A 22,725-nucleotide genomic window follows, 5' to 3' on the forward strand; every position below is an offset into this window, starting at 1 on the left:
GAGACCATGAGCAACCGCACCCTGATCCGTGGCGGTCTGGTCGTCACCGCCGCCGACGAGATGCACGCCGACGTCCTGGTCGAGGACGGCCGCGTCGCCGCGATCGCCGCCCACAACTCGCCCGTCTCCGAAGGCTGGACGGCCGCGCGGGCGATCGACGCCACCAACAAGTACGTCATCCCGGGCGGCGTCGACGCGCACACCCACATGGAACTGCCGTTCGGCGGAACGTTCGCCTCCGACACCTTCGAGACCGGCACCCGGGCCGCCGCCTGGGGCGGCACCACCACCATCGTCGACTTCGCCGTCCAGTCCGTGGGGCGGGCCCTGCGCGAAGGGCTGGACTCCTGGTACGCCAAGGCCGACGGCAACTGCGCCGTCGACTACGCCTTCCACATGATCCTCTCCGACGTCAACGAGCAGTCGCTGAAGGAGATGGACCTGCTGGTGGAGGAGGGCATCACCTCCTTCAAGCTCTTCATGGCCTACCCGGGCGTCTTCTACAGCGACGACGGGCAGATCCTGCGGGCCATGCAGCGGTCGGCCGTCAACGGCGGCCTGATCATGATGCACGCGGAGAACGGCATCGCCATCGACGTGCTCGTCGAGCAGGCCCTCGCCGAGGGCCGCACCGACCCGCGGTACCACGGCGAGGTCCGCAAGGTGCTGCTGGAGGCAGAGGCCACCCACCGGGCGATCCAGCTCGCCCGCGTCGCCGGCGCCCCGCTGTACGTGGTGCACGTCTCCGCCGAGGAGGCCGTGGCGGAGCTGGCGGCGGCCCGCGACAAGGGCCTGCCCGTCTTCGGCGAGACCTGCCCGCAGTATCTGTTCCTGTCGACCGACAACCTCGCCGAACCGGACTTCGAGGGCGCGAAGTACGTGTGCTCCACCCCGCTGCGGCCGCGCGAGCACCAGGCTGCCCTGTGGCGCGGGCTGCGCACCAACGACCTCCAGGTGGTCTCCACCGACCACTGTCCGTTCTGCTTCACCGGCCAGAAGGAGCTCGGCCGGGGCGACTTCTCCAAGATCCCCAACGGTCTGCCGGGGGTGGAGAACCGCATGGACCTCCTCCACCAGGCCGTCGTCGACGGTCACATCACCCGCCGCCGCTGGATCGAGATCGCCTGCGCCACCCCGGCCAGGATGTTCGGCCTCTACCCGAAGAAGGGCACCATCGCGCCCGGCGCCGACGCCGACATCGTCATCTACGACCCGCACGCCGAGCAGACCCTGTCCGTGGAGAGCCACCACATGAACGTCGACTACTCGGCGTACGAGGGCCGGCGCGTCACCGGACGGGTGGAGACGGTCCTGTCCCGCGGCGAAGTGGTCATCGACGGGCGGACCTTCACCGGACGCGCCGGACACGGCGTCTACATCCCCCGCTCCACCTGCCAGTACCTCGACCACTAGGGAGGCCCCGCCATGGACTTCGGACTCGTCCTGCAGACCGACCCTCCCGCGTCCGCGGTCGTCGGACTGATGCGACGCGCGGAACGCAACGGCTTCCGCTACGGCTGGACCTTCGACTCCGCGGTGCTGTGGCAGGAGCCGTTCGTCATCTACAGCCGCATCCTGGAGCACACGACGAAACTGACCGTCGGACCGATGGTCACCAACCCGGGCACCCGCACCTGGGAGGTCACCGCCTCCACCTTCGCGACGCTCAACGACATGTACGGCAACCGCACCGTCTGCGGCATCGGCCGCGGCGACTCCGCGATGCGGGTGGCCGGCCGCAAACCGAACACCCTGGCCAGGCTCGGCGAGGCGATCGACGTCATCCGCGACCTCGCGGAGGGACGCGAGGCCGAGGTCGACGGGCAGCCGCTGCGCATCCCGTGGGTCAGGGACGGGAAGCTGCCGGTCTGGATGGCGGCGTACGGGCCGAAGGCGCTCGCCCTCGCCGGGCAGAAGGCCGACGGCTTCATCCTCCAGCTCGCCGACCCGTATCTGACGGAGTGGATGGTGAAGGCCGTGCGCGCCGCTGCGGCCGAGGCGGGGCGCGACCCGGACGCCGTCACCATCTGCGTCGCGGCCCCCGCGTACGTGGGCGACGACCTGGCGCACGCCCGCGACCAGTGCCGCTGGTTCGGCGGCATGGTCGGCAACCACGTCGCGGACCTGGTCTCCCGCTACGGCGAGCACTCCGACATGGTCCCGGAGGCGCTGACCGCGTACATCAAGGAGCGGCACGGCTACGACTACAGCCACCACGGTCGCGCCGGGAACCCGTCCACCGACTTCGTCCCCGACGAGATCGTCGACCGCTTCTGCCTTCTCGGCCCGGCCGAGGCCCACATCGAGAAGCTTCAGGCCCTGCGCGACCTCGGTGTCGACCAGTTCGCCGTCTACGACATGCACGACGCGAAGGAGGCGACGATCGACGCCTACGGGGAGCGGATCATCCCCGCACTCACCGGATGACCGTCGGATGACGGTCGGCTGAAAGGGCACCTGCATGACCGAGACCGTCCCGCCCGCGCCCTCCGAAGGACTCATAGCCGACCAGGCGGGACGCGTCGAGATCCCGCCGGGCACCCACTTCGCCGACAGCCGCTTCGTCAACGACGACCTGCTGCCCGTCCCCGTCGCCCGCCGCCGCTGGACCACCTACAACTTCGCCGCCCTCTGGGTCGGCATGGCCCACAACATCCCCTCTTGGCTGCTCGCGTCCGGTCTGGTCGCGCTGGGCATGGACTGGAAGCAGGCCGTGTTCACCATCGCGCTGGCCAACGTCATCGTGCTGGCGCCGATGCTGCTCACCGGCCACGCCGGGCCCAAGTACGGCATTCCCTTCCCGGTGCTCGCCCGCGCCTCCTTCGGTCTGCGCGGCGCCAACCTGCCCGCGATGATCCGGGCCGGGGTGGCCTGTGCCTGGTTCGGGATCCAGACCTGGATCGGCGGCCAGGGCATCTTCGTCCTTCTCGGCAAGATCTTCGGCGGCTGGGCACAGGCGGCGGAGGTCGGCGGCCAGCCGTGGACGCTGTGGCTCTGCTTCGTCCTCTTCTGGGCGCTCGAACTGGCCATCATCTACCGGGGGATGGAGGCCCTGCGCCGGTTCGAGAACTGGGCCGCGCCGTTCGTCATCGTCGGCGCTCTGGTGCTGCTGGCGTGGATCGCCGCCAAGGCGGGCGGCCTCGGCCCGCTCCTCGACCAACCGTCGAAGCTCGGCTGGGGCGCCGACTTCTGGCCGGTCTTCTTCCCGTCCCTGATGGGCATGATCGCCTTCTGGGCCACCCTGTCGCTGAACATCCCCGACTTCACCCGCTTCGGCGCGGGCCAGCGCGCCCAGGTCTGGGGCCAGACGCTCGGGCTGCCGACCACGATGACGCTCTTCGCCCTGCTGTCGGTCTTCGTCACCTCCGGCTCGCAGGCCGTGTACGGCGTCGCCGTGTGGGACCCGGTCGCGCTCGCCGCCAAGACGGACAACGTCTTCGGCCTGCTCTTCGCGCTGGTGACCGTACTCGTCGCCACGATCTCGGTGAACATTGCCGCGAACGTCGTCTCACCGGCGTACGACCTGGCGAACCTCGCGCCGCGCCTCGTCAACTTCCGTACGGGCGCGCTGATCACCGGGGTCGTCGGCGTGCTCATCATGCCGTGGAAGCTGACCGAGACCCCCGAGCTGTACATCTTCACCTGGCTCGGCCTGGTCGGCGGGATGCTGGGCACGGTCGCGGGCATCCTGATCGCCGACTACTGGCTGGTGCGCCGCACCGTGCTCGACCTGCGGGCCCTCTACACTCCCGGCGGTGCCTACTGGTACACCTCCGGCTGGAACATGCGCGCCGTCGCCGCCTTCGTGGTCGGCGGTGTGCTCGCGGTGGGCGGCTCCCATTCGGCCCCGGGCAAGGGCCCGTTCCCCGAGGACGGCCTGATCCCCTTCCTCAAGCCCCTCGCCGACTACGGCTGGGCCGTCGGCCTCGGAGCATCGCTCATCGTGTACGTCCTGCTGATGAGCCGTCAGGTACGGCACGATGCAGACCCGGCGGGGTGACGGCCCCTCGTGGAGTGCGGCCCCGACCGGCGAGGCGCGCGGATCATCCCGCGCACTCACCGGTCGGTCATCCCCTGAAGGCCGTCAGGGACGGCCGGTGAGGTAACCGCCCATGGAGGTGAAGTACTCCGTCGCGGGCAGCTCGCGGCCGTCCTCGGTCCGTACGCGGGTGATGGCCAGGCCGTGGTTGCGGCCGGTGCGGGCGTCGGCGCCCGCGACGATCACCACGCCCTGGCCCTCGCGGTAGAAGATCCGGCCGGGGGTGCCGCCGTAGCGGCCCTCGGACACGACCGCGGACACGATCTCCAGGCGCTTGCCCTTGTGGAAGGTGAAGGCGCTCGGGTACGGGGCGGACTGGGCGCGGACGAGGCGCTCCAGGTCGGCGGCGGGCCAGTCCCAGTTGACCCGGATGTCCTCCTCCGCCCGCTTGTGGAAGAACGTGGCCCGGGAGCGGTCCTGAGGGGTGAACTCGGTCTCTCCGGAGGCGATCCGGCCCAGGGCGCCGATGGTGACCGGGGCGATGAGTTCGACGGTCTTGTGGAACAGGTCGGTGGTCGTGTCGGTGGGCCCCACCGCCACCGCGCGCTGGTCGACGATGTCGCCGGCGTCGAGGACCTCGTCCATCATGTGGGCCGTGACGCCGACTTCCTGCTCGCCGTTGATGAGGGCCCAGATCAGCGGGGAGAACCCGGCGTACTTCGGCAGCAGCGAGTCGTGGACGTTGAGCGTGCCGTGCCGGGGCAGTGTGTAGATGCGCGGCGGGATCCACGTACGCCAGTTGTTGGCCACGATGATGTCGGGGTCGGCTTCCTTCAGCCGCTGGAACAGCTCCTCGTCGTCGGGCCGGTTGCGGATGACGACGGGGACGCCGTGCTCCTCCGCGAGGTCGGCGACGGAGTCGCTCCAGATCTTCTCGTAGGCGTGCTCGCTCTTCGGGTGGGTCACGACCATTGCCACGTCGTGTTCGGAGTCCAGGAGCGCTTGCAGGGTGCGGTGCCCCCAGGTCTGGTAACCGAACATGACGACCCGCATGGGGTTCCTCCTCAGGAGAGCGAATGACCGGCGACAAGTAAAGCAAGGCTTACCTAAGGATGCAACGAGCCCCGGTTTCAGTCCTGTTCGACGTCATGGTCACCCCCTTGTCCGTTTCGTCCTGTCGACAGGTCGGTTCAGGTCAGGTTAGCTTTACCTAAGTTCGGCTGGCCGGGGTCAACGGCGGGCTCGGCGTCTCGTTCTTTTTCATCCACGCCTGACAGGCGGCTGTCCCGCACGATGGGAGTGACATGTCACAGGTTCTTCCTGGCGACGCACCTCTGATCCACGACCTCATAGGTATCGGCTTCGGGCCGTCCAATGTGGCCATGGCGATCGCGCTCAGTGAGCACAACGCGCGCGTCGGCAGGCAGGAGGCGGTCACTGCTCACTTCTTCGAGCGGCAGCCGAGCTTCGGCTGGCACCGCGGCATGCTGATCGACGACGCGACGATGCAGGTGTCCTTCCTCAAGGACCTGGTGACGCTCCGCAACCCGTCCAGCGAGTACACCTTCCTCCGCTATCTGCAGAGCAAGGGCCGGCTGATCGACTTCGTCAACCACAAGAACCTCTTCCCGCTCCGCGTCGAGTTCCACGACTACTTCGAGTGGGCCGCGGCGAAGGTCGACGACATGGTCTCCTACGGCCACGAGGTCATCGCCATCGAGCCCGTCGAACGCGACGGAGTGGTGGAGTACCTCGACGTGACCGCCCGCTCGGGTGCGGAGACCGTGGTCCACCGGGCCCGCAACCTCGTCATCGGCACGGGGCTGCGTCCCCTCATGCCGGAGGGCGTGGAGCGGACGGACCGCGTCTGGCACAACTCCGACCTGCTCGCGAAGGTGGACAGTCTCCAGGGCGCCGACCCCGCCCGCTTCGTCGTGGTCGGCGCCGGCCAGAGCGCCGCCGAGAACGTGGCGTATCTGCACCGCCGCTTCCCCGGGGCCGAGATCTGCGCGGTCTTCTCCCGGTACGGCTACAGCCCCGCCGACGACAGCAGCTTCGCCAACCGCATCTTCGACCCCCAGGCCGTCGACGAGTACTTCACCGCGCCCGACGACATCAAGCGCAAGCTGATGGACTACCACGGCAACACCAACTACTCCGTGGTGGACATCGATCTGATCGACGACCTGTACCGCCAGGCGTACCAGGAGAAGGTCCTCGGCACCGAGCGTCTGCGCTTCCTCAACGTTTCGCGGCTGACCGGTGTCGAGGAGACCGGGGACAAGGTCCGCGCCACCGTCAAGTCCCTGGTCACCGGCGAGGAGAGCGTGCTGGACGCCGACGTCGTGGTGCTCGCCACCGGCTACAGCCAGGCCGAGCCCCTGAAGCTGCTCGGCGAGGTCGCGGAACACTGCCGGCGGGACGAACAGGGCCGCGTCGGGGTCGAGCGCGACTACCGCGTGACGACGGACCCCCGGCTGCGGTGCGGGATCTACCTCCAGGGCGGCACCGAGCACACCCACGGCATCACGTCGTCCCTGCTCTCCAACACCGCGATCAGGGTCGGCGAGATCCTGGACTCGATCCTCGAGCGCGGTTCACAGCCCGTCCAGGAAGAGGCCCGTCCGGTCGCCGACGGGATCGGATCGGTCCGCTAGACCCCCTTGGCCCCAAGCTCCTCCTGGCCACCCCCCACACGCTCTGCCCGCCGGTAGCGCCGTCTTACACGGCGGGCCTGCACGCAAGGTGAAACCCCGTGAAAGGAACATCCGTGTCCACTGGAACACGCCCCGCGCTGACGCGGTTCGTCAGAAACATCCCCCGCGTGGCCGTCGCCACCGCCGCCGCGTTCGCTCTGTCCGCCTGTGGGGGCGGCGCCGAGAAGGACGAGGCCAAGCCCTCGGCCGGGGCGAGCTCGAAGTCCACCGCCTTCCCGGTGACGGTGGAGCACAAGTACGGCAGCACGACGATCGACGCCGAGCCGAAGAGGGTCGTCACCCTTGGGCTCTCCGACCAGGACGCGGTGCTGGCGCTCGGCATCAAGCCGGTCGGCGCGGTGGACTGGTTCAAGGAGACCCCGTACGGCAAGTGGCCGTGGACGAAGGACAAGTGGGGGTCCACCAAGCCGGAGATCGTGGGCGAGCGCGACGAGTACAACATCGAGAAGATCGCCGCGCTGAAGCCGGACCTGGTCATCGCCCAGTACTCGGGGATGAAGAAGGAGCAGTACGACACGCTCTCCAAGTTCACCAAGGTCGTCGCCCAGCCCAAGGACCTTCCCGACTACGGCGCCTCCTGGCAGGTCATGACCCGCCAGATCGGCAAGTCGCTCGGCAAGGACGCGGAGGCCGAGAAGCTCATCGCCGGCATCGACGCCCGGTTCAAGGCCGTCCGCGACAAGCACCCCGAGTTCGCGGAGAAGACGCTCGCCGTCGCCGACAGCTTCGAGGCGGGCAAGTACTCGGCGTTCACCAAGACCGACCCCAAGTCGATCTTCTTCCAGGAGCTCGGCTTCAAGCTGAAGCCGGAGATCGACAAGCTGGCCAAGCCGGGCTACAACGTCGCCGAACTCAGCGCCGAGAAGCTGAACGTGCTCGACGTCGACCGGCTGGTCTGGGTGACCTCCAGCACCGAGGCCAACGAGCGGATCAAGGCTGAGCCGCTCTACAAGAACCTGAAGGTCCACAAGGAGAAGCGCGACCTGTTCGTGCCCTACCAGAACCCGGACATCGGCGCCGCGTTCTCCTTCAACACGGTCCTCTCGATCCCCTACGCGATCGACGAGATCGAGCCGCTGCTGACGGCCGTCAAGTAAGGGCTGGACGCCCCGGCGACGGCGTGCCGATCCGGCACGCCGTCGCGCGGTCGTCCTCCCCGTACCACCGCGGTCCGCCCCTGACCGCCGACCGGACCACCCACCACCGATGCACCACCAGGGAAAGGCCATTTCGTACGATGTTTGACGTCGAGTCGGACCGGACATCCGCTTCCGGGACACCCGTGACCGGCGGGCAATCCGGCATCTGGCTTGCCCAGCAGATCGAGCCGGACAGCTCTGCCTACAACATCGTCTTCGCCCTGGACCTGCGTGGCGACATCGACCTCGACCGCCTCACCGCCGCCGTACGGCAGGCCGTCGGGGAGGCCGAGTGCCTGCACGTGAGCGTCACGCCGGGGGAGGGCGGACCGCGTCAGACGGCCGGCGCCGTCTTTGTCGAGGTGCCGGTCGTCGACCTGCGCGGCGTTCCGTCCCCGGAGGAGGCAGCCGCCGGCTGGATGGCCGCCGACCGCGACCGGCCCGTCGACCTCGCCTGCGGCCCGCTCTTCGCCCAGGCACTGCTCCGGCTCGCGGACGACCGGGTCTGGTGGTACCAGCGCTACCACCACATCGTCCTCGACGGCATGGGCGTCGCTCTCGTCACCCGCCGGGCCGGCGAGATCTACACGTCGGGCGAGCAGGCCCCCGCACGCCCCGACTGGTCCCTCGACCGGCTCGTGGCCGCCGAGCAGGCGTACCGCACCTCCGAGCAGTACGAGGCGGACCGCGCCTGGTGGCGGGAGCGGATGGCCGGCCGGCCCGAGCCCGTGCGCCTCGTCGAACGCGCCCCGTCCCTCATGGCCCGGCGACTGAGGCGCTCGGCCGAACTGTCCCCCGAAGCGACGGAGCGACTGCGCGCCGCCGCCGGGCGTGCCGGTGTCCGGCCGTCCCGGCTCCTGGTCGCCGCCGTGGCCGCCTACCTGCACCGCGCAGGCGGAGAGCAGGACCTCGTCCTCGGCCTGCCGATCGCCGCCCGCCGGGACGCCGTGTCGGCGGCCGTCCCCGGCATGGTCTCCAACATCGTGCCCCTGCGCCTGACCGTCCGCCCCGGTACGACCGGGTCCGCCCTCGTCGCCGAGGTGCGCGACGCGGTCGCCGACGCGGTGGCGCACGGTCGGTACCGCGCGGAGGACCTGGCCAAGGACCTCGGGCTCGTCGACGGCGTGCCGGAGCTCGTCGGCCCCACCGTCAACATCCTGCCCCGCCCCGAGGACCTGCGGTTCGCGGACCATCAGGCCGACCTCCGCCCGGAGTGGCTCGGCCCGGTCAGCGACCTGGCCTTCAGCTTCGCCGAGACCCGGGGCGGCACCGGCGTCGTCGTGCACCTCGACGCGGACGCCGGCGTCTGCGACGAGCGGACTCTCGGCGACCACGAGCGCCGCTTCCTCGCGCTGCTGCACGCCCTGCTCGAGGACCTCGACCGCCCGGTCGGCCGCATCGAGCTCACGTCCGGCGAGGAACGCTCCCGCCTGCTCGACGAGTTCGGCGTGGCGCCGCGTGAGGTGCCCGAACTGTCCTGGCCCGCCGCCTTCGAGGCGCGGGTACGCCGCTCGCCCGACTCGGTCGCACTCGTCCATGAGGACCGGGAGCTGACGTACGCGGAGCTCAACGCCGCCGCCAACCGGCTGGCCCGGCTCCTCGTCTCCCGCGGTGTGCGCGCCGAGGACGTCGTCGCCGTGGCCCTGCCGCGCTCCCCGGAACTTGTGGTGTCGCTGCTCGCGGTGATGAAGGCCGGCGCCGCCTACCTGCCGCTGGACGCCGACCACCCCCAGGACCGGATCGCCTACATGCTGTCCGACGCCGGGGCGCGGACGGTGATCACCGCCCGGGAGCTCGCGGACGCGCTTCCCGACGCGCCGGGCGTGACGCACGTCGTCGTCGACGACCCGGCCACCGCGGAGACCTGCGCGGCCCTCGACGACACCGACCCGGGTCTGCCGGTCGCCCTGGACCAAGCCGCGTACGTCATCTACACCTCCGGCTCCACGGGCCGCCCCAAGGGAGTCGTCGTCCCCCACGACGGTGTCGGCAGCCTCATCGCCACGGCCACCGACCGCATCGGCATCACCGACGAGAGCCGCGTCGTGCAGTTCGCCTCCGTCGGCTTCGACGTGACGGTCTGGGACCTGATCATGTCGTTGTGCGTCGGCGGCCGGATCATCGTCGTCCCCACCGAGCGCCGCGTCGCGGGCCCCGCCCTGACCGAGTACATCGCCCGGCACCGCGCCACGCACATGATCCTTCCCCCGTCGCTCGTCTCGGCGCTGCCGCAGGAGTGCGAACTGCCCGACGGGGCCGTCCTCGTCGTCGGCACGGAGGCGGTGCCCAGCGAGCTCATCGCCCGCTGGGCCGGCCGGGTCCAGGTCGTCGTCGCCTACGGCCTCACCGAGGCGAGCGTCAACTCCACGCTGTGGCGCGCCGAGCCAGGCCGCCTTGGCCCCGCCCCGATCGGCCGCCCCGACCCCAACACCCGGACCTATGTACTCGACACGGCCCTGCGCCCCGTCCCCATCGGCGCCGAGGGGGAGCTGTACGTCGCCGGGCGCGGCCTCGCCCGCGGCTACCTGGGCCGTCCCGGGCTGACCTCGGACCGGTTCGTCGCCGACCCGTACGGCGAGCCGGGCACCCGCATGTACCGCACCGGCGACCGGGTCCGCTGGGGCGCCGACGGCAACCTGGAGTTCCTCGGCCGCGCCGACGGCCAGGTCAAGATCCGCGGCCACCGGATCGAACCGGGCGAGATCGAGAGCGCCTTCATGGCCTGCGACGGCATCGCCCAGGCCGCCGCACTCGTCCGCGACGACCACCGAGGCGTCAAGCGCCTCGTCGCCTACCTGGTCGGCGACGACGACCGCACGGACACCGACGCCGCTGTGACCGCCGCCCGCGCCCGGGTCGCGGACTCCCTGCCCGACTACATGGTGCCGTCCGCCGTCGTCGTCCTCGACGGCCCGCTGCCGCTGACTCCCAACGGCAAGCTCGACAGGCGCGCCCTGCCCCAGCCCCGCTGGACGGCCATGATCGGCGCGGACGCGCCCACCACCCCCGCCGAGACCGCGCTCGCCGCGCTCGTCGCGGACGTCCTCGGACTGCCGTCGGTGGGCGTCCACGACAGTTTCTTCGAACTGGGCGGCGACAGCATCGTCGCCATCCAGCTCGTGAACCGCGCCCGCGAGGCCGGACTGACCATCAGCCCGCGCGACGTCTTCCGGCTCCGTACGGTGGCCGCGCTCGCCCGGATCGCCGGCGGGGCGGCGGGCGGCACGGAACCCGTGGCCCCGGTCGAGCTCGACGAGGACGCCCTGCCCGTCTCCCCGCTCCAGGAAGGCTTCTTCTTCCACGCCGAGTTCGACGCCGGGTCCGCCGACCTCTACGTGGTGCAGGAACTCCTCGAACTGGACGGCCACGTCGACCCCGAACGGCTGCGGCAGGCCCTGCAACTGCTCCTGGACCGGCACCCGCTGCTGCGCGCGTCGTTCCGCCAGCTGCCCGGGGGGCAGGTCGTCCAGCGGCTCGCCGGCCGGGTGACCCTCCCGTGGCGGCAGGCCGACACCTCGAAGACCCCGCTCGACGACCTGCTGAACGCCGACAGGGCCGAACGGTTCGACCTGGCACGGCCGCCGCTGCTGCGCGCCACCCTGATCCGGGACGGCGGGCGCCACCGGCTCCTGCTCACCCTGCACCACATCATCGCCGACGGCTGGTCGGTCTCCGTCCTGCTGCGCGAACTGACCGCCGCCTACCAGGGCGAAGACCTGCCCGAGCCGGTCGCGCCCCAGCCGTTTCTGTCGTGGCTCGCCGCGCGGGACCGGGACGCCGCACGCGACGCGTGGCGGCAAACCCTGTCCGGTCTGGACGAGCCGACCCGGCTGCCGGCCCTCTTCCCGGCGACGGACGACGAGCCGGCTCAGGCCAGGCCCGAGCACGTCGACACCCGGCTGCCCGAGGACTTCACCGCCGAACTGACCGCCTTCGCGCGGACCCACGGCCTCACCCTGAGCACCGTCGTCCACGGCCTGTGGGGTCTGCTCCTCGGTGCGCTCACCGGCAGCGACGACGTCGTCTTCGGCACCACCGTGTCCGGCCGGACGACCGAGGTCGCCGGGCTGGACACCGCCGTGGGGCTGTTCATCAACACCGTCCCGGCACGGGTGAGCCTGCGCGCCGACGAGCCGCTCACCGACCTGCTGCGCCGTGTCCAGGACGAGCACGCCGCGCTCCTCGACCACCAGCACCTCGGCCTCGCCGACATCCAGCGGATCGCGGGCGGCGGCGAACTCTTCGACACGCTCGTCGTGTTCGAGAACTACCCGACCGGTGACATGCCGGCCGGCCGGGAACCGGGCGCGCTGCGCATCACCGGCGCCGAGGTGTCCGACGCCGTGCACTACCCGCTCGCGCTGATCGTCGAGCCGGGCGACGGCCTGCTGCTGCGGTTCAAGCACGACGCGTCCCGCCTCGACCAGGTGACCGTGGCCGTGCTCGCCAACCGGTTCACGGCACTGCTGCACACCCTGGTGTCCGAGCCCGGCCGTACGGTCGCCCGCACCGCCCTGCTCTCCGACCGCGAGCGCGAGCACCTCACCGAGCTGAACGCCACCGCGCACCCCGTACCCGAGGCCACGCTCGTCTCGCTCGTCGCCGCGCAGGCCGCACGCACCCCCGATGCCCCGGCCGTCGCCTTCGAGGACACCGCCCTCAGCTACGCGGAGCTCGACCGGCGCGCCGAGGCGCTCGCCCGGCGGCTGCGGGCGCGCGGCGCCGGCCCGGAGCGGTACGTCGCCGTCGCGGTGCCCCGGTCGGCCGAGCTGATGGTCGCCCTCCTCGGCGTCCTCAAGTCCGGCGCCGCCTACCTGCCCGTCGACCTCGACTACCCCTCCGACCGGGTCGCCTTCATGCTCGGCGACTCGGGCGCGCGCACCGTCGTCACCACCGCCGACGCGGCGGGGCGGCTCCCCGCGGTGGCGGGCCTGGACCACCTGCTCGTCGACTCCGACGAGGACGTCCCCGAAACCACCCCGGCCCGGGCCGCCGGTCCCGACCACCCCGCCTACCTGATCTACACCTCCGGCTCCACCGGGCGCCCCAAGGGCGTCGCCGTCACCCACCGGGCCGTCGTCAACCGACTCGCCTGGATGCAGGGGGAGTACGGGCTCGCCGCCGACGACCGGGTGCTCCAGAAGACCCCCTCCAGCTTCGACGTGTCCGTGTGGGAGTTCTTCTGGGCCCTGGTCGAGGGCGCGACCGTCGTCCTCGCCCGCCCCGACGGCCACCGCGACCCCGCCTACCTGGCCGAGCTGATCCACGGCCGGCGGATCACGACGATGCACTTCGTGCCGTCGATGCTGGCCGCGTTCACCCAGGTCATGGAGAGCGCCGCCGGCACCCCTGACTGGGCGGCGAGCCTGCGCCGGGTGTTCTGCAGCGGCGAGGCGCTGACCGGCGACCAGGCCCGGCGCTGGCGGGAACTGACCTCCCGGTCCGGGCACGGTCCCGTCCCCCTGCACAACCTCTACGGGCCCACCGAGGCGGCCGTGGACGTGACCTTCTTCCCCTACGAGGGCGGCACCGACCTCGCCGTCCCCATCGGCCGGCCCGTGTGGAACACCCGGCTGCACGTGCTCGACCCCTTCCTGCGCCCGGTGCCCGACGGGGTCCCCGGCGAGCTGTACCTCGCGGGCGTCCAGCTGGCGCGGGCCTACCACGACCGTCCGTCGCTGACCGCCGAGCGGTTCGTCGCCGATCCGTTCGGCGGGCCCGGCGAGCGCATGTACCGCACCGGTGACCTGGTGCGCCGCCGCGTCGACGGCGCCCTCGAATACCTCGGCCGCACCGACCGCCAGGTCAAGATCCGCGGCAACCGCATCGAACTGGGCGAGATCGAGGCCGCTCTGGCCGCCCTGCCGGGCGTCGCCCGCGCAGCCGTGATCGTCCGCGACGGCGCACTCCTCGGCTACGCCGTCCCGGCGCCCGGCGCCGCCGCCCCGGACACCGAGGCCCTGACGGCCGCGCTCGCCGAGGCGCTGCCCGCGACCATGGTGCCGAGCGCCGTAGTCGCCCTCACCGAGCTCCCGCTGACCCCCAGCGGCAAACTCGACCAGAACGCCCTGCCGTTGCCCGATCTCGCGCCCCGGGCCGGCGGGCGGGCGCCCCGCGACGAGCGGGAGAGCGCTCTGTGCGGGATCTTCACCGATGTCCTCGGAGTCGAGGGAATCGGCGCCGACGACGACTTCTTCATGCTCGGCGGCGACAGCCTCACCTCGATCGCCGTCGCCACCAGGGCCCGGGAGACGGGATTGACCATCAGCCCACGTGACGTGTTCGAGCACCGCACCCCCGCCGCGCTCGCCGCCGCCGCACAGGCCGCACCGCCGCCCGCGCCGGAGCAGCCCGCGCCGGACGCGCCCACGCCCACCGACTCGGTGACGGTCTCCGCCACCGACGCCGGACAGGCCGCAGCCGCCCTCCAGGCCGTGCTGGCCCAGCAGGCGCAGTCCGGTGCGGCCGTCGACCCCGCCCTGCGGGCCCTGCTCGACCAGCTGACCTCCGCCGCCGCCCCCACCGCCGAGGAGCCCTCCGCCCCCGCCCCACTGGGCGGACTCGAGCTCTCCCCGGAGGAGACCGCACGCGTCGAGGCCGCCGCGGGCCTGCCGGTCGCGGACATCTGGCCGCTCTCCCCGCTCCAGGAGGGCATGTACTTCCACGCCACCTACGACGCGGGCGACGCGCTCGACGTCTACCTGTCCCAGGAGACCCTGGACCTCGGCCACCGGATCGACGCCGGCCGGCTGCGCGCCGCCTGCCGGGCGCTGCTGGAACGCAACATCAGCCTGCGGGCCGGATTCGCCAGCGACGGCCTCTCCCGCCCGGTCCAGTTCATCGTGGACGGCGCGGAGATACCGCTCGTCGAGGCCGACCTCTCGGGCCTCTGCGCCGACGAGCAGCGGACCCGGACCGAGGAACTGCTCGCGGCCGACCGGCGGCAGCGGTTCGACCTGTCCTCGGCCCCGCTGTGCCGGCTGCTGCTGCTCCGGCTCGGCGACGGCCGGGACCGGCTCGTCGTCACCCACCACCTGATCCTGTGGGACGGCTGGTCCGCGTGGCTGTTCCTGGAGGAGCTGTTCACCCTGTACGAGCGGGCCGGCGACACCACCGGTCTGCCCGCGCCCGGCTCGTACCGCGACTACCTGGCCTGGCTGGACGAGCAGGACACCACGACCGCCCTCGACGCCTGGCGCCGGGCACTCTCCGGCTTCGACGAGCCCACTCTCGTCGCCCCGTCCGGCCGCGACGCCGGGCCCGTGATCCCGGCGGACTACGACGCCGTGCTCACGCGGGAGACCAGCGACCGGCTGCGCGCCCTCACCCGGCGGCACGGGCTCACCATGAACACCGTGCTGAACGCGGCCTGGGGCCTGGTGCTCTCGGCGATGACGGGCCGCGACGACGTCGCCTTCGGCACCGCGGTCGCCGGACGGCCCGCGGACGTGCCGAACGTGGCCGGCATCATCGGCATGTTCCTCAACACCGTCCCGGCGCGGGTGGCCTTCAGCCCGGACGAGCCCCTGCTCGACCTGCTGCGGCGCATGCAGTCCGAGCGCGCCGCCGTCATGCCGTACGAGTACGTGGGCCTCGGCACCCTTCAGCAGGAGACGGGCCACCGCAGGCTCTTCGACACCCTGTTCGTGCTGCGCTCCGCCGACGGCGAGGAGCGGGCGGCCGAGCTGCGGCAGCGGCACGGCATCACCGACGTGTCCAACGTCGACGGCACGCACTTCCCGCTGACCCTCATCGTCACGCCCGAGACCCGGCTGCGCGTCACCCTGGCCGCCCGCCCCGACCTGTTCGGCGCCGAGGACGCGAGCACGATCCTCACCCGGTTCACGGCCGTGCTCGACCGGCTCACCGAAGCCCTCGCGGGCGGCGGCCCCACCCCGGCCGCCGGCGTCGACCTGCTGCTCCCCGACGAGCGTGCCGCGCTGGTCGCCGGCTGGGCGAACAGCCGCGAACCGGTGGCGAACGAGACCGTCGCCGACATGCTCGCGGCCCAGGTCGCCCGCACCCCGGACGCGGTGGCACTGGTCTTCGGCGAACGCGCCCTCACGTACGCCGAACTGGACGCCCGCATCAACCGGCTGGCCCGGCTGCTGCTCGCACGGGGCGCCGGACCCGAGAAGGTCGTGGCGCTCGCGCTGCCGCGTTCCCTCGACATGGTCGCCGCGCTCTTCGCCGTACTGCGGACCGGTGCCGCGTACCTGCCGCTCGACCTCGACCACCCCGCCGACCGGCTGCGGCTGATGGTGGAGGACACGGGGCCGCTGTGCCTGATGTCCACCACCGCCGTCGCCCCGACGCTTCGCGGCGACGCCGGCCCCGCCGCGCCCGAACTGCTCCTGGACGACGAGACCGTGGCCGCCGAACTGGCCGCCCTCCCGGGCGGCCGGATCACCGACGCCGAGCGGCCCGCGTTCGCGCACCACCTGCCGGACCGCCTGGAGCACCCCGCGTACGTCATCTACACCTCCGGCTCGACCGGCCGGCCGAAGGGCGTCGTCACCCCGTACCGCGGGCTGACGAACATGCAGCTCAACCACCAGAAGGAGATCTTCGCCCCGGCCATCGCCTCAGCCGGCGGGCGCCGGCTGCGCATCGCGCACACCGTGTCCTTCGCCTTCGACATGTCCTGGGAGGAGCTGCTCTGGCTCGTCGAAGGCCACGAGGTGCACGTCTGCGACGAGGAGCTGCGCCGCGACGCCGAGGCGCTCGTCGCCTACTGCGACGAGCACCGCGTCGACGTCGTCAACGTGACACCCACCTACGCCCAGCTGCTCATCGAGGAGGGCCTGCTCGACCGGGACGAGGAGGCCGGTAAGCACCGTCCCGCGCTGGTCCTGCTCGGGGGCGAGGCCGTCCCCGACACGGTGTGGACAAGGCTGCGCCGCACCGAGGGCACCTACGGCTACAACCTGTACGGCCCGACCGAGTACACGATCAACACGCTCGGCGGATCCACCACCGACAGCGCCACCTCCACGGTCGGCGTGCCGATCCGCAACACCCGCGCCTACGTGCTGGACACGATGCTGCGCCCCGTCCCGCCGGGCTGCCCCGGCGAGCTGTACATCGCCGGCACCGGCCTGGCACGCGGCTACCACGACCGTCCCGCCCTGACCGCCGAGCGGTTCGTCGCCGACCCGTTCGGCGAGCCCGGGGAGCGCATGTACCGCACCGGCGACCTCGTACGGCAGCGGCCGGACGGCCTGCTCGACTTCCTCGGCCGCACCGACGACCAGGTCAAGATCCGCGGCTACCGCATCGAGCTGGGCGAGATCTCCACCGCGCTCTCCGCGCACCCGGAGGTCGCGCACGCCGCGGTCGTCGTGACGGAGCGGGCGGGCACCAAGCGCCTGGCCGGCTACGTCGTACCGGAGGAGGGGACCGACGGAGGCGAGGGCCTGGTCCAGCGGCTGCGCGACCACCTGAAGGCCGACCTGCCGGACTACATGGTCCCGTCCGCTCTCGTCACCGTCGAAACGCTGCCCCTGACCGTCAACGGCAAGCTCGACGTCAAGGCCCTGCCCGCCCCCGACTTCGCCGGGACCGGACCGAGCCGCGCGCCCCGCACGCCGCGGGAGGAGACGCTCTGCGCGCTCTTCGCCGAGGTGCTGGGTCTGCCCGAGGACCGCGTCGGTATCGACAGCGACTTCTTCGAGCTGGGCGGCCACTCGCTGCTGGCCACCCGCCTCGTCAGCCGGGCCCGAACCGCGCTCGACGCGGAGCTGGCCATCCGGGATCTCTTCGAGGCGCCCACCGTCGCGGAGCTGGTGGAGCGCGCCGCCCGGTCCGGCGGCGCCGCCCGCCCGGCGCTCACGGCCGGCGAGCGGCCGGACGAGCTGCCGCTGTCCCACGCCCAGCAGCGGCTGTGGGTCGTCCAGCAGATCGAGTGCACCTCGGCCGCGTACAACTTTCCGCTGGTCATGCGGCTGCGCGGCACCCTCGACACCGAGGCGTGGACCGCCGCCCTCGCCGATGTGACGGCCCGCCACGAAGCCCTGCGCACGGTCTTCTCCACATCGCCCGACGGCGAGGTGTTCCAGCGCGTCCTGCCCGCCGAGCAGGCACGCCCCGTGGTCGAGCGCGTCCGGGCGGCGGAGGAGGAACTGCCTGCCGTCATCGACGCGGCCGTGGGCAGGCCGTTCGACCTCGCCGCCGAACTGCCCCTGCGGGCCACGCTCGTGGAGCTGGCGCCCGAGGACCACGTCGTCGTTTTGCTGCTGCACCACATCACCACCGACGAGTGGTCGGACCGGCCGTTCCTGCGGGACCTGGCCACCGCCTACGCGTCGCGCCTCGACGGCGCGGCACCCGACTGGGAGCCGCTGCCCGTCCAGTACGCCGACTACGCCCTGTGGCAGCAGCGGCTGCTCGGCGACCCGGCCGACCGGGGCAGCCTGGCCGCCCGGCAGCTCGACTACTGGCACACGACGCTGGCCGGGGCCCCGGAGGAGCTGGAACTGCCCACCGACCGGCCCAGGCCCGCCCGCCCGGCGTTCACCGGCGCCGAGCTCGACATCGACTTCGACGCCCGGGTCCACGAGGGGCTGAAGCGTCTCGCCCGCGAGACCGGCGCCTCCATGTTCATGGTGGTGCACGCGGCCGTCGCCGCCCTGCTCCACCGCATGGGCGCCGGCACGGACATCCCGCTCGGCTCGCCCATCGCCGGCCGGAGCGACGAGGCGCTGGACGAGCTGGTCGGCTTCTTCGTCAACACCCTGGTGCTGCGCACCGATGTCAGCGGCGACCCCAGCTTCACCGAGCTGCTCGCCCGGGTCCGCGAGACCGACCTGGCGGCGTTCTCCCACGCCGACGTGCCGTTCGAGTCCGTCGTCGAGAAGCTCAACCCGACGCGCTCCCTCTCCCGGAACCCGCTGTTCCAGGTGATGGTCGGCTACCACGCCCGCACCGGCGCCGAGTTGCAACTCCCCGGCCTCGGGCTGGAGTACGTGCCGTTCCGGATCCGCTCAGCGAAGTTCGACCTCGTGTTCAGCTTCACCGAGCACACCCCGGACGACGGCGGCACCGGCTCGCTGAACTGCCGTCTGGAGTTCGCCACCGAACTGTTCGACGAGGAGACCGCGGAGCGGCTCGGCGACCGGCTCCGCAGGCTGGTCGCGGCGCTCGTCGCCGCCCCGCGACAGCCCCTGTCGCAGGCGGAGATCCTCGCCGACGACGAACGGCGGCTGGTCCTGGAGGGATTCAACGGCGCTGCGCGCGAGGTGGACGAGGAGTCGTTCCCGGCCCTGTTCGCGCGGCGGCTCGCCGAGCGGCCCGACGCGGTCGCCGTCGTCGACCGCTCCCGCTCGGTGACGTACGCGCAGCTCGACGCCCGTGCCAACCGCATCGCCCGGCTGCTCGCCGCGCGCGGTGTCGGTGCGGAGAGCGTGGTCGGCGTGGCCGTGCCCCGGTCGGCGGACATGATCGCCACGGTGGTCGCCGCGCTGAAGCTGGGCGCCGCGTTCCTGCCGCTCGACCTGGTCCACCCCGGCGACCGCCTCACCTACATGATCGAGGACTCGGCGGCGGCCCTCGTGGTCGGCACCGAACCGGTCGCGGGGAAGATCCCCGACGTGGCGGGCGTCCCCGTGCTCCTCCTCGACGCCCCGGACACGGCAGCCGAGTCGGACGCGCTGTCCGACGCGCCCCTCGGCGTCGCCCCGATCGCCCTGGACCAGGCCGCGTACGTGATCTACACGTCCGGCTCGACCGGCCGGCCGAAGGGTGTGGTCGTGCCCCACGAGGGCATCTCCAGCCTCGTCGCCACGGCCGTCGACCGGATGGGCCTGGAACGCGACAGCCGGGTGCTCCAGTTCGCGTCGATCGGCTTCGACGTCTTCGCCTTCGAGCTGTCGATGGCCCTGTGCCACGGAGGCCGGCTCGTCCTCATCACCGACGAGGCCCGCGTCGCCGGACCGGCGCTCACCGACTTCCTCGCGGACCAGCGGATCACGCACATGATCCTGCCTCCGTCCCTGGTGTCGGCGCTGCCGCCCGGCTGCGAACTGCCCGAGGGGTCGACCGTCCTGGTCGGCACCGAGACCGTGCCGCCGGACCTGTTCGAGCGGTTCGGCGCCACGGCCCACCTGATCTGCGCCTACGGCCTCACCGAGGCGACGGTCAACTCCACGCTGTGGCCCGCCCGCGAGCACGGCGGCAGCCCGTCCGGCCGGGTCCCCATCGGCCGGCCCGACCCCAACACGCGCTGCTACGTGCTCGACGACCGTCTGCGGCCCGTCCCGCCCGGTGTGGTGGGCGAGCTGTACGTCTCCGGGCGCGGCCTCGCCCGCGGCTACCTCGGCAAGGCGGGTCTGACCTCGGAACGGTTCGTCGCCGACCCGTTCGGGGAGCCCGGCAGCCGGATGTACCGGACCGGTGACCGGGCCCGCTGGCGCCGGGACGGCAACCTCGACTTCCTCGGCCGGGTCGACACCCAGGTCAAGGTGCGGGGCTTCCGGATCGAACTCGGCGAGATCGAGGCGGCGCTCGGCGGACACCCGTCGGTCGCCCAGGCCGCCGTACTGCCCGACCGCGACGGCGACATCGTCCGCCTGATCGGCTACGCGGTGCCCGAGGCCGGTGAACTCGACCCGCAGCAGCTGCGCGCCCATGTGGCCGGGCTGCTGCCCGAGTACATGGTCCCGGCGCTCGTGGTGCCGCTGGGCGGGCCGCTGCCGCTCACGCCCAACGGCAAGCTGGACCGCAAGGCGCTGCCCGCGCCGGACTGGTCGGCGATGACCGGCGACGCCCGCCCGGCCACCGAGACGCAGGCCCGGCTCGCCGAACTGTTCTGCGAGATCCTCAAGCTGGACGGCGTCGGCGTGCACGACAACTTCTTCGCGCTCGGCGGCCACTCCATGGCCTCGATGAGGCTCCTGGGCCGTATCCGCACCGAGTTCGGGGTCGAACTGAGCATCAGGGACGTCTTCGACGCGCTCACGGTGGCCGGCATCGCCGGCAAGCTGGAGGGCGCGGCCGCCGCCCGTCCCGCGCTGCGCCCCGCCCAGGAGCGCGACGAGCCGCTGCCGGTCGCGCCCGTCCAGCGCCCGCAGTGGGAGTCGTACCACCGGAGCCCCGGTTTCGACCACGCGCTCGTCCTGCGCTCCACGGGCGGGATCGACGAGGACGCGCTCTCCGCCGCCCTCGCCGATGTGGTGGCCCGGCACGAGCCGCTGCGCACAGCGTTCACCGAGCGCAGCGGCGCGGCGTTCCAGCGGCCGGCCCAGGCCCCGGCGCTCGCCGTGGAGTCGTGCGCCGGCCTCGACGCCCGCCTGGCCGAACTCGCCGCTGAGGCACCGGACCTGGAGACGGAGGCACCGCTGCGGGCGCGCCTGCTCACCGGCCCCGACGGCAGCCAGGCACTGCTGCTGACCATGCACTACCTCGCGGTGGACGAATGGTCGGTGGTCCCGCTGTTCCGCGACCTCACCGCGGCCTACGCGGCCCGTACCGAGGGCCGGGCACCGGCCTGGGAGCCGCTGCCGGTCACCTACGCGGACTACACCCGCTGGGCGCACGAGGTCCTGGGCGACCTCACCGATCCGGACAGCCGGGGCGGGCAGCAGCTCGCCTACTGGCGCCGGACGCTGGGGGACGTACCCGCGAAGCTGGCGCTTCCGGCGGACGGCCCGCGCCCGGCGGCCTCCGACGGGTCCGGCCGAGCCGCCGACCATGTCGGGTTCGTCCTCGACGAGGAGCTGCACGCGGCCGTGGACGGGCTCGCCCGCGCCACCGGCACCAGCATGTTCATGGTGCTGCACTCGGCCCTGGCAGCCCTGCTCACCGCCCACGGCGCCGGCACCGACCTGCCCATCGGTACGATGGTCGCCGGCCGCACCGACGACCAGCTCGCCGACCTGGTCGGCTGCTTCCTCAACACGGTCGTCCTGCGCACCGACACGGCGGGCGACCCGACCTTCGCGGAGCTGCTGACCCGGGTGCGGGAGACCACGCTGAGCGCCCTGGACCGGCAGGACGTCCCGTTCGACGAGGTTGCCCGGGCGACCGGTCTGCCGCCCGAGGGGCCGCAGGTCATGGTGGTCCACCACGAGCAGGCCGACCTGGAGCAGCTGGAAGGCGGTGTGGGCTCGCTGGAGGCCGTACCGACCGGCTCGGCTCGGGCGGACCTGACCCTCAGCTTCTACGAGCCGCGCGGGGAGGGCCCGGTGCACTGCGGGCTGATCCACGCGACCGACCTGCTGGGCACCGCCAAGGCGCGGCGGCTGGCCGACGAACTCCAGGCGCTGCTGCGCACCGTGGCGGCCGATCCTGAGCGGCCGCTCTCCGAGCTGTTCACCGTACCGTCCAAAAGGAGTGACAACGCATGAGCACCAACCCGTTCGAGGACCCGCAGGGCACCTTCCTGGTCCTGGTCAACGACGAGAACCAGCACTCGCTGTGGCCGTCCTTCGCCGAGGTGCCGGCCGGGTGGCGGACCGCCTTCGGCCCGGACACCCGTGAGACGTGCCTCGCCCACGTGGAGTCGAACTGGACAGACCTGCGCCCGGCGAGCCTCGTCGCCCGGCAGGGCTGACGCGGGCCCGCCGTGCGGCCACCCCGCGGTGAGGAGCGATCCCGCCGCGGGGCGGCGGCGTTCGCACGCGCCGTCGACCGTCCCGGGCGGGAGGCCAGGCCGCTCCCCGGCCGACTCGCGGGGCGCTGTGGTAGCTTGCGCAAGCCAGTCGCACTCCGTACGAGGACGTACGTGAGTCAGGGAATCCGGTGCGAATCCGGAACTGACGCGCAGCGGTGAGGGTGACGGGCGGGCACACAGCCACTGGACCACGGGAACAGGTCCGGGAAGGCGCCTCGTCCGGGAGACCCCGAGTCCGAAGACCTGCTGGCGGACCGTACGAACGGGCCTCGCGCAAGGGCC

General features: G+C 72.3%; 8 protein-coding genes and 1 riboswitch. Of the genes, 7 read left to right on the forward strand and 1 reads right to left on the reverse strand.

Features of this window, described 5'->3' with window-relative positions; all coding sequences use genetic code 11:
- Positions 1-6 precede the first annotated feature (6 nt).
- From hydA to OGH68_RS30795, 3 genes are read left to right on the forward strand one after another with little or no spacing between them, the layout of a single operon-like run.
- Positions 7-1,413, forward strand: a complete 1,407-nt coding sequence (gene hydA, locus OGH68_RS30785; protein WP_264248582.1) for a dihydropyrimidinase — start codon at positions 7-9, stop codon at positions 1,411-1,413.
- A gap of 12 nt (positions 1,414-1,425) precedes the next feature.
- A complete protein-coding gene (locus OGH68_RS30790) occupies positions 1,426-2,427 on the forward strand; it encodes a TIGR03842 family LLM class F420-dependent oxidoreductase (protein WP_264248584.1) in 1,002 nt (333 codons plus the stop codon).
- A gap of 34 nt (positions 2,428-2,461) precedes the next feature.
- Positions 2,462-4,000, forward strand: a complete 1,539-nt coding sequence (locus OGH68_RS30795) for an NCS1 family nucleobase:cation symporter-1 (RefSeq protein WP_264248586.1) — start codon at positions 2,462-2,464, stop codon at positions 3,998-4,000.
- A gap of 84 nt (positions 4,001-4,084) precedes the next feature.
- Here the strand turns inward: OGH68_RS30795 and OGH68_RS30800 are convergent, their stop codons facing one another.
- Positions 4,085-5,032, reverse strand: a complete 948-nt coding sequence (locus OGH68_RS30800; protein ID WP_264248588.1) for a methionyl-tRNA formyltransferase — start codon at positions 5,030-5,032, stop codon at positions 4,085-4,087.
- A 251-nt stretch (positions 5,033-5,283) separates the two neighbouring features.
- On the opposite strand from OGH68_RS30800, the gene OGH68_RS30805 reads away from it, so the two are divergent.
- The 4 genes from OGH68_RS30805 (at position 5,284) to OGH68_RS30820 (ending at position 22,383) form a co-directional block, all read left to right on the forward strand.
- On the forward strand, positions 5,284-6,636 hold the full coding sequence (locus OGH68_RS30805) for a lysine N(6)-hydroxylase/L-ornithine N(5)-oxygenase family protein (protein WP_264248589.1): 1,353 nt from the start codon (positions 5,284-5,286) through the stop codon (positions 6,634-6,636).
- A gap of 113 nt (positions 6,637-6,749) precedes the next feature.
- Positions 6,750-7,793 (forward strand): iron-siderophore ABC transporter substrate-binding protein, encoded by a 1,044-nt coding sequence (locus tag OGH68_RS30810; protein ID WP_264248591.1) that lies wholly within the window; start codon positions 6,750-6,752, stop codon positions 7,791-7,793.
- 140 nt (positions 7,794-7,933) lie between these two features.
- Positions 7,934-22,177, forward strand: coding sequence for a non-ribosomal peptide synthetase (locus OGH68_RS30815; RefSeq protein WP_264248593.1), 14,244 nt, complete (start codon positions 7,934-7,936; stop codon positions 22,175-22,177).
- On the forward strand, positions 22,174-22,383 hold the full coding sequence (locus OGH68_RS30820) for an MbtH family protein (RefSeq protein ID WP_264248594.1): 210 nt from the start codon (positions 22,174-22,176) through the stop codon (positions 22,381-22,383). The genes OGH68_RS30815 and OGH68_RS30820 overlap by 4 nt, the downstream gene beginning before the upstream one ends.
- 128 nt (positions 22,384-22,511) lie before the next feature.
- Positions 22,512-22,709, forward strand: a riboswitch (cobalamin riboswitch).
- Positions 22,710-22,725: the final 16 nt, after the last annotated feature.

This window comes from Streptomyces peucetius (genome assembly GCF_025854275.1).
Classification (GTDB): domain Bacteria; phylum Actinomycetota; class Actinomycetes; order Streptomycetales; family Streptomycetaceae; genus Streptomyces; species Streptomyces peucetius_A.

Coding starts and splice junctions, on each gene's coding strand:
- hydA (WP_264248582.1), top strand. CDS start 7: ATGAGCAACCGCACCCTGATCCGTGGCGGTCTGGTCGTCACCGCCGCC.
- OGH68_RS30790 (WP_264248584.1), top strand. CDS start 1,426: ATGGACTTCGGACTCGTCCTGCAGACCGACCCTCCCGCGTCCGCGGTC.
- OGH68_RS30795 (WP_264248586.1), top strand. CDS start 2,462: ATGACCGAGACCGTCCCGCCCGCGCCCTCCGAAGGACTCATAGCCGAC.
- OGH68_RS30800 (WP_264248588.1), bottom strand. CDS start 5,032: ATGCGGGTCGTCATGTTCGGTTACCAGACCTGGGGGCACCGCACCCTG.
- OGH68_RS30805 (WP_264248589.1), top strand. CDS start 5,284: ATGTCACAGGTTCTTCCTGGCGACGCACCTCTGATCCACGACCTCATA.
- OGH68_RS30815 (WP_264248593.1), top strand. CDS start 7,934: ATGTTTGACGTCGAGTCGGACCGGACATCCGCTTCCGGGACACCCGTG.
- OGH68_RS30820 (WP_264248594.1), top strand. CDS start 22,174: ATGAGCACCAACCCGTTCGAGGACCCGCAGGGCACCTTCCTGGTCCTG.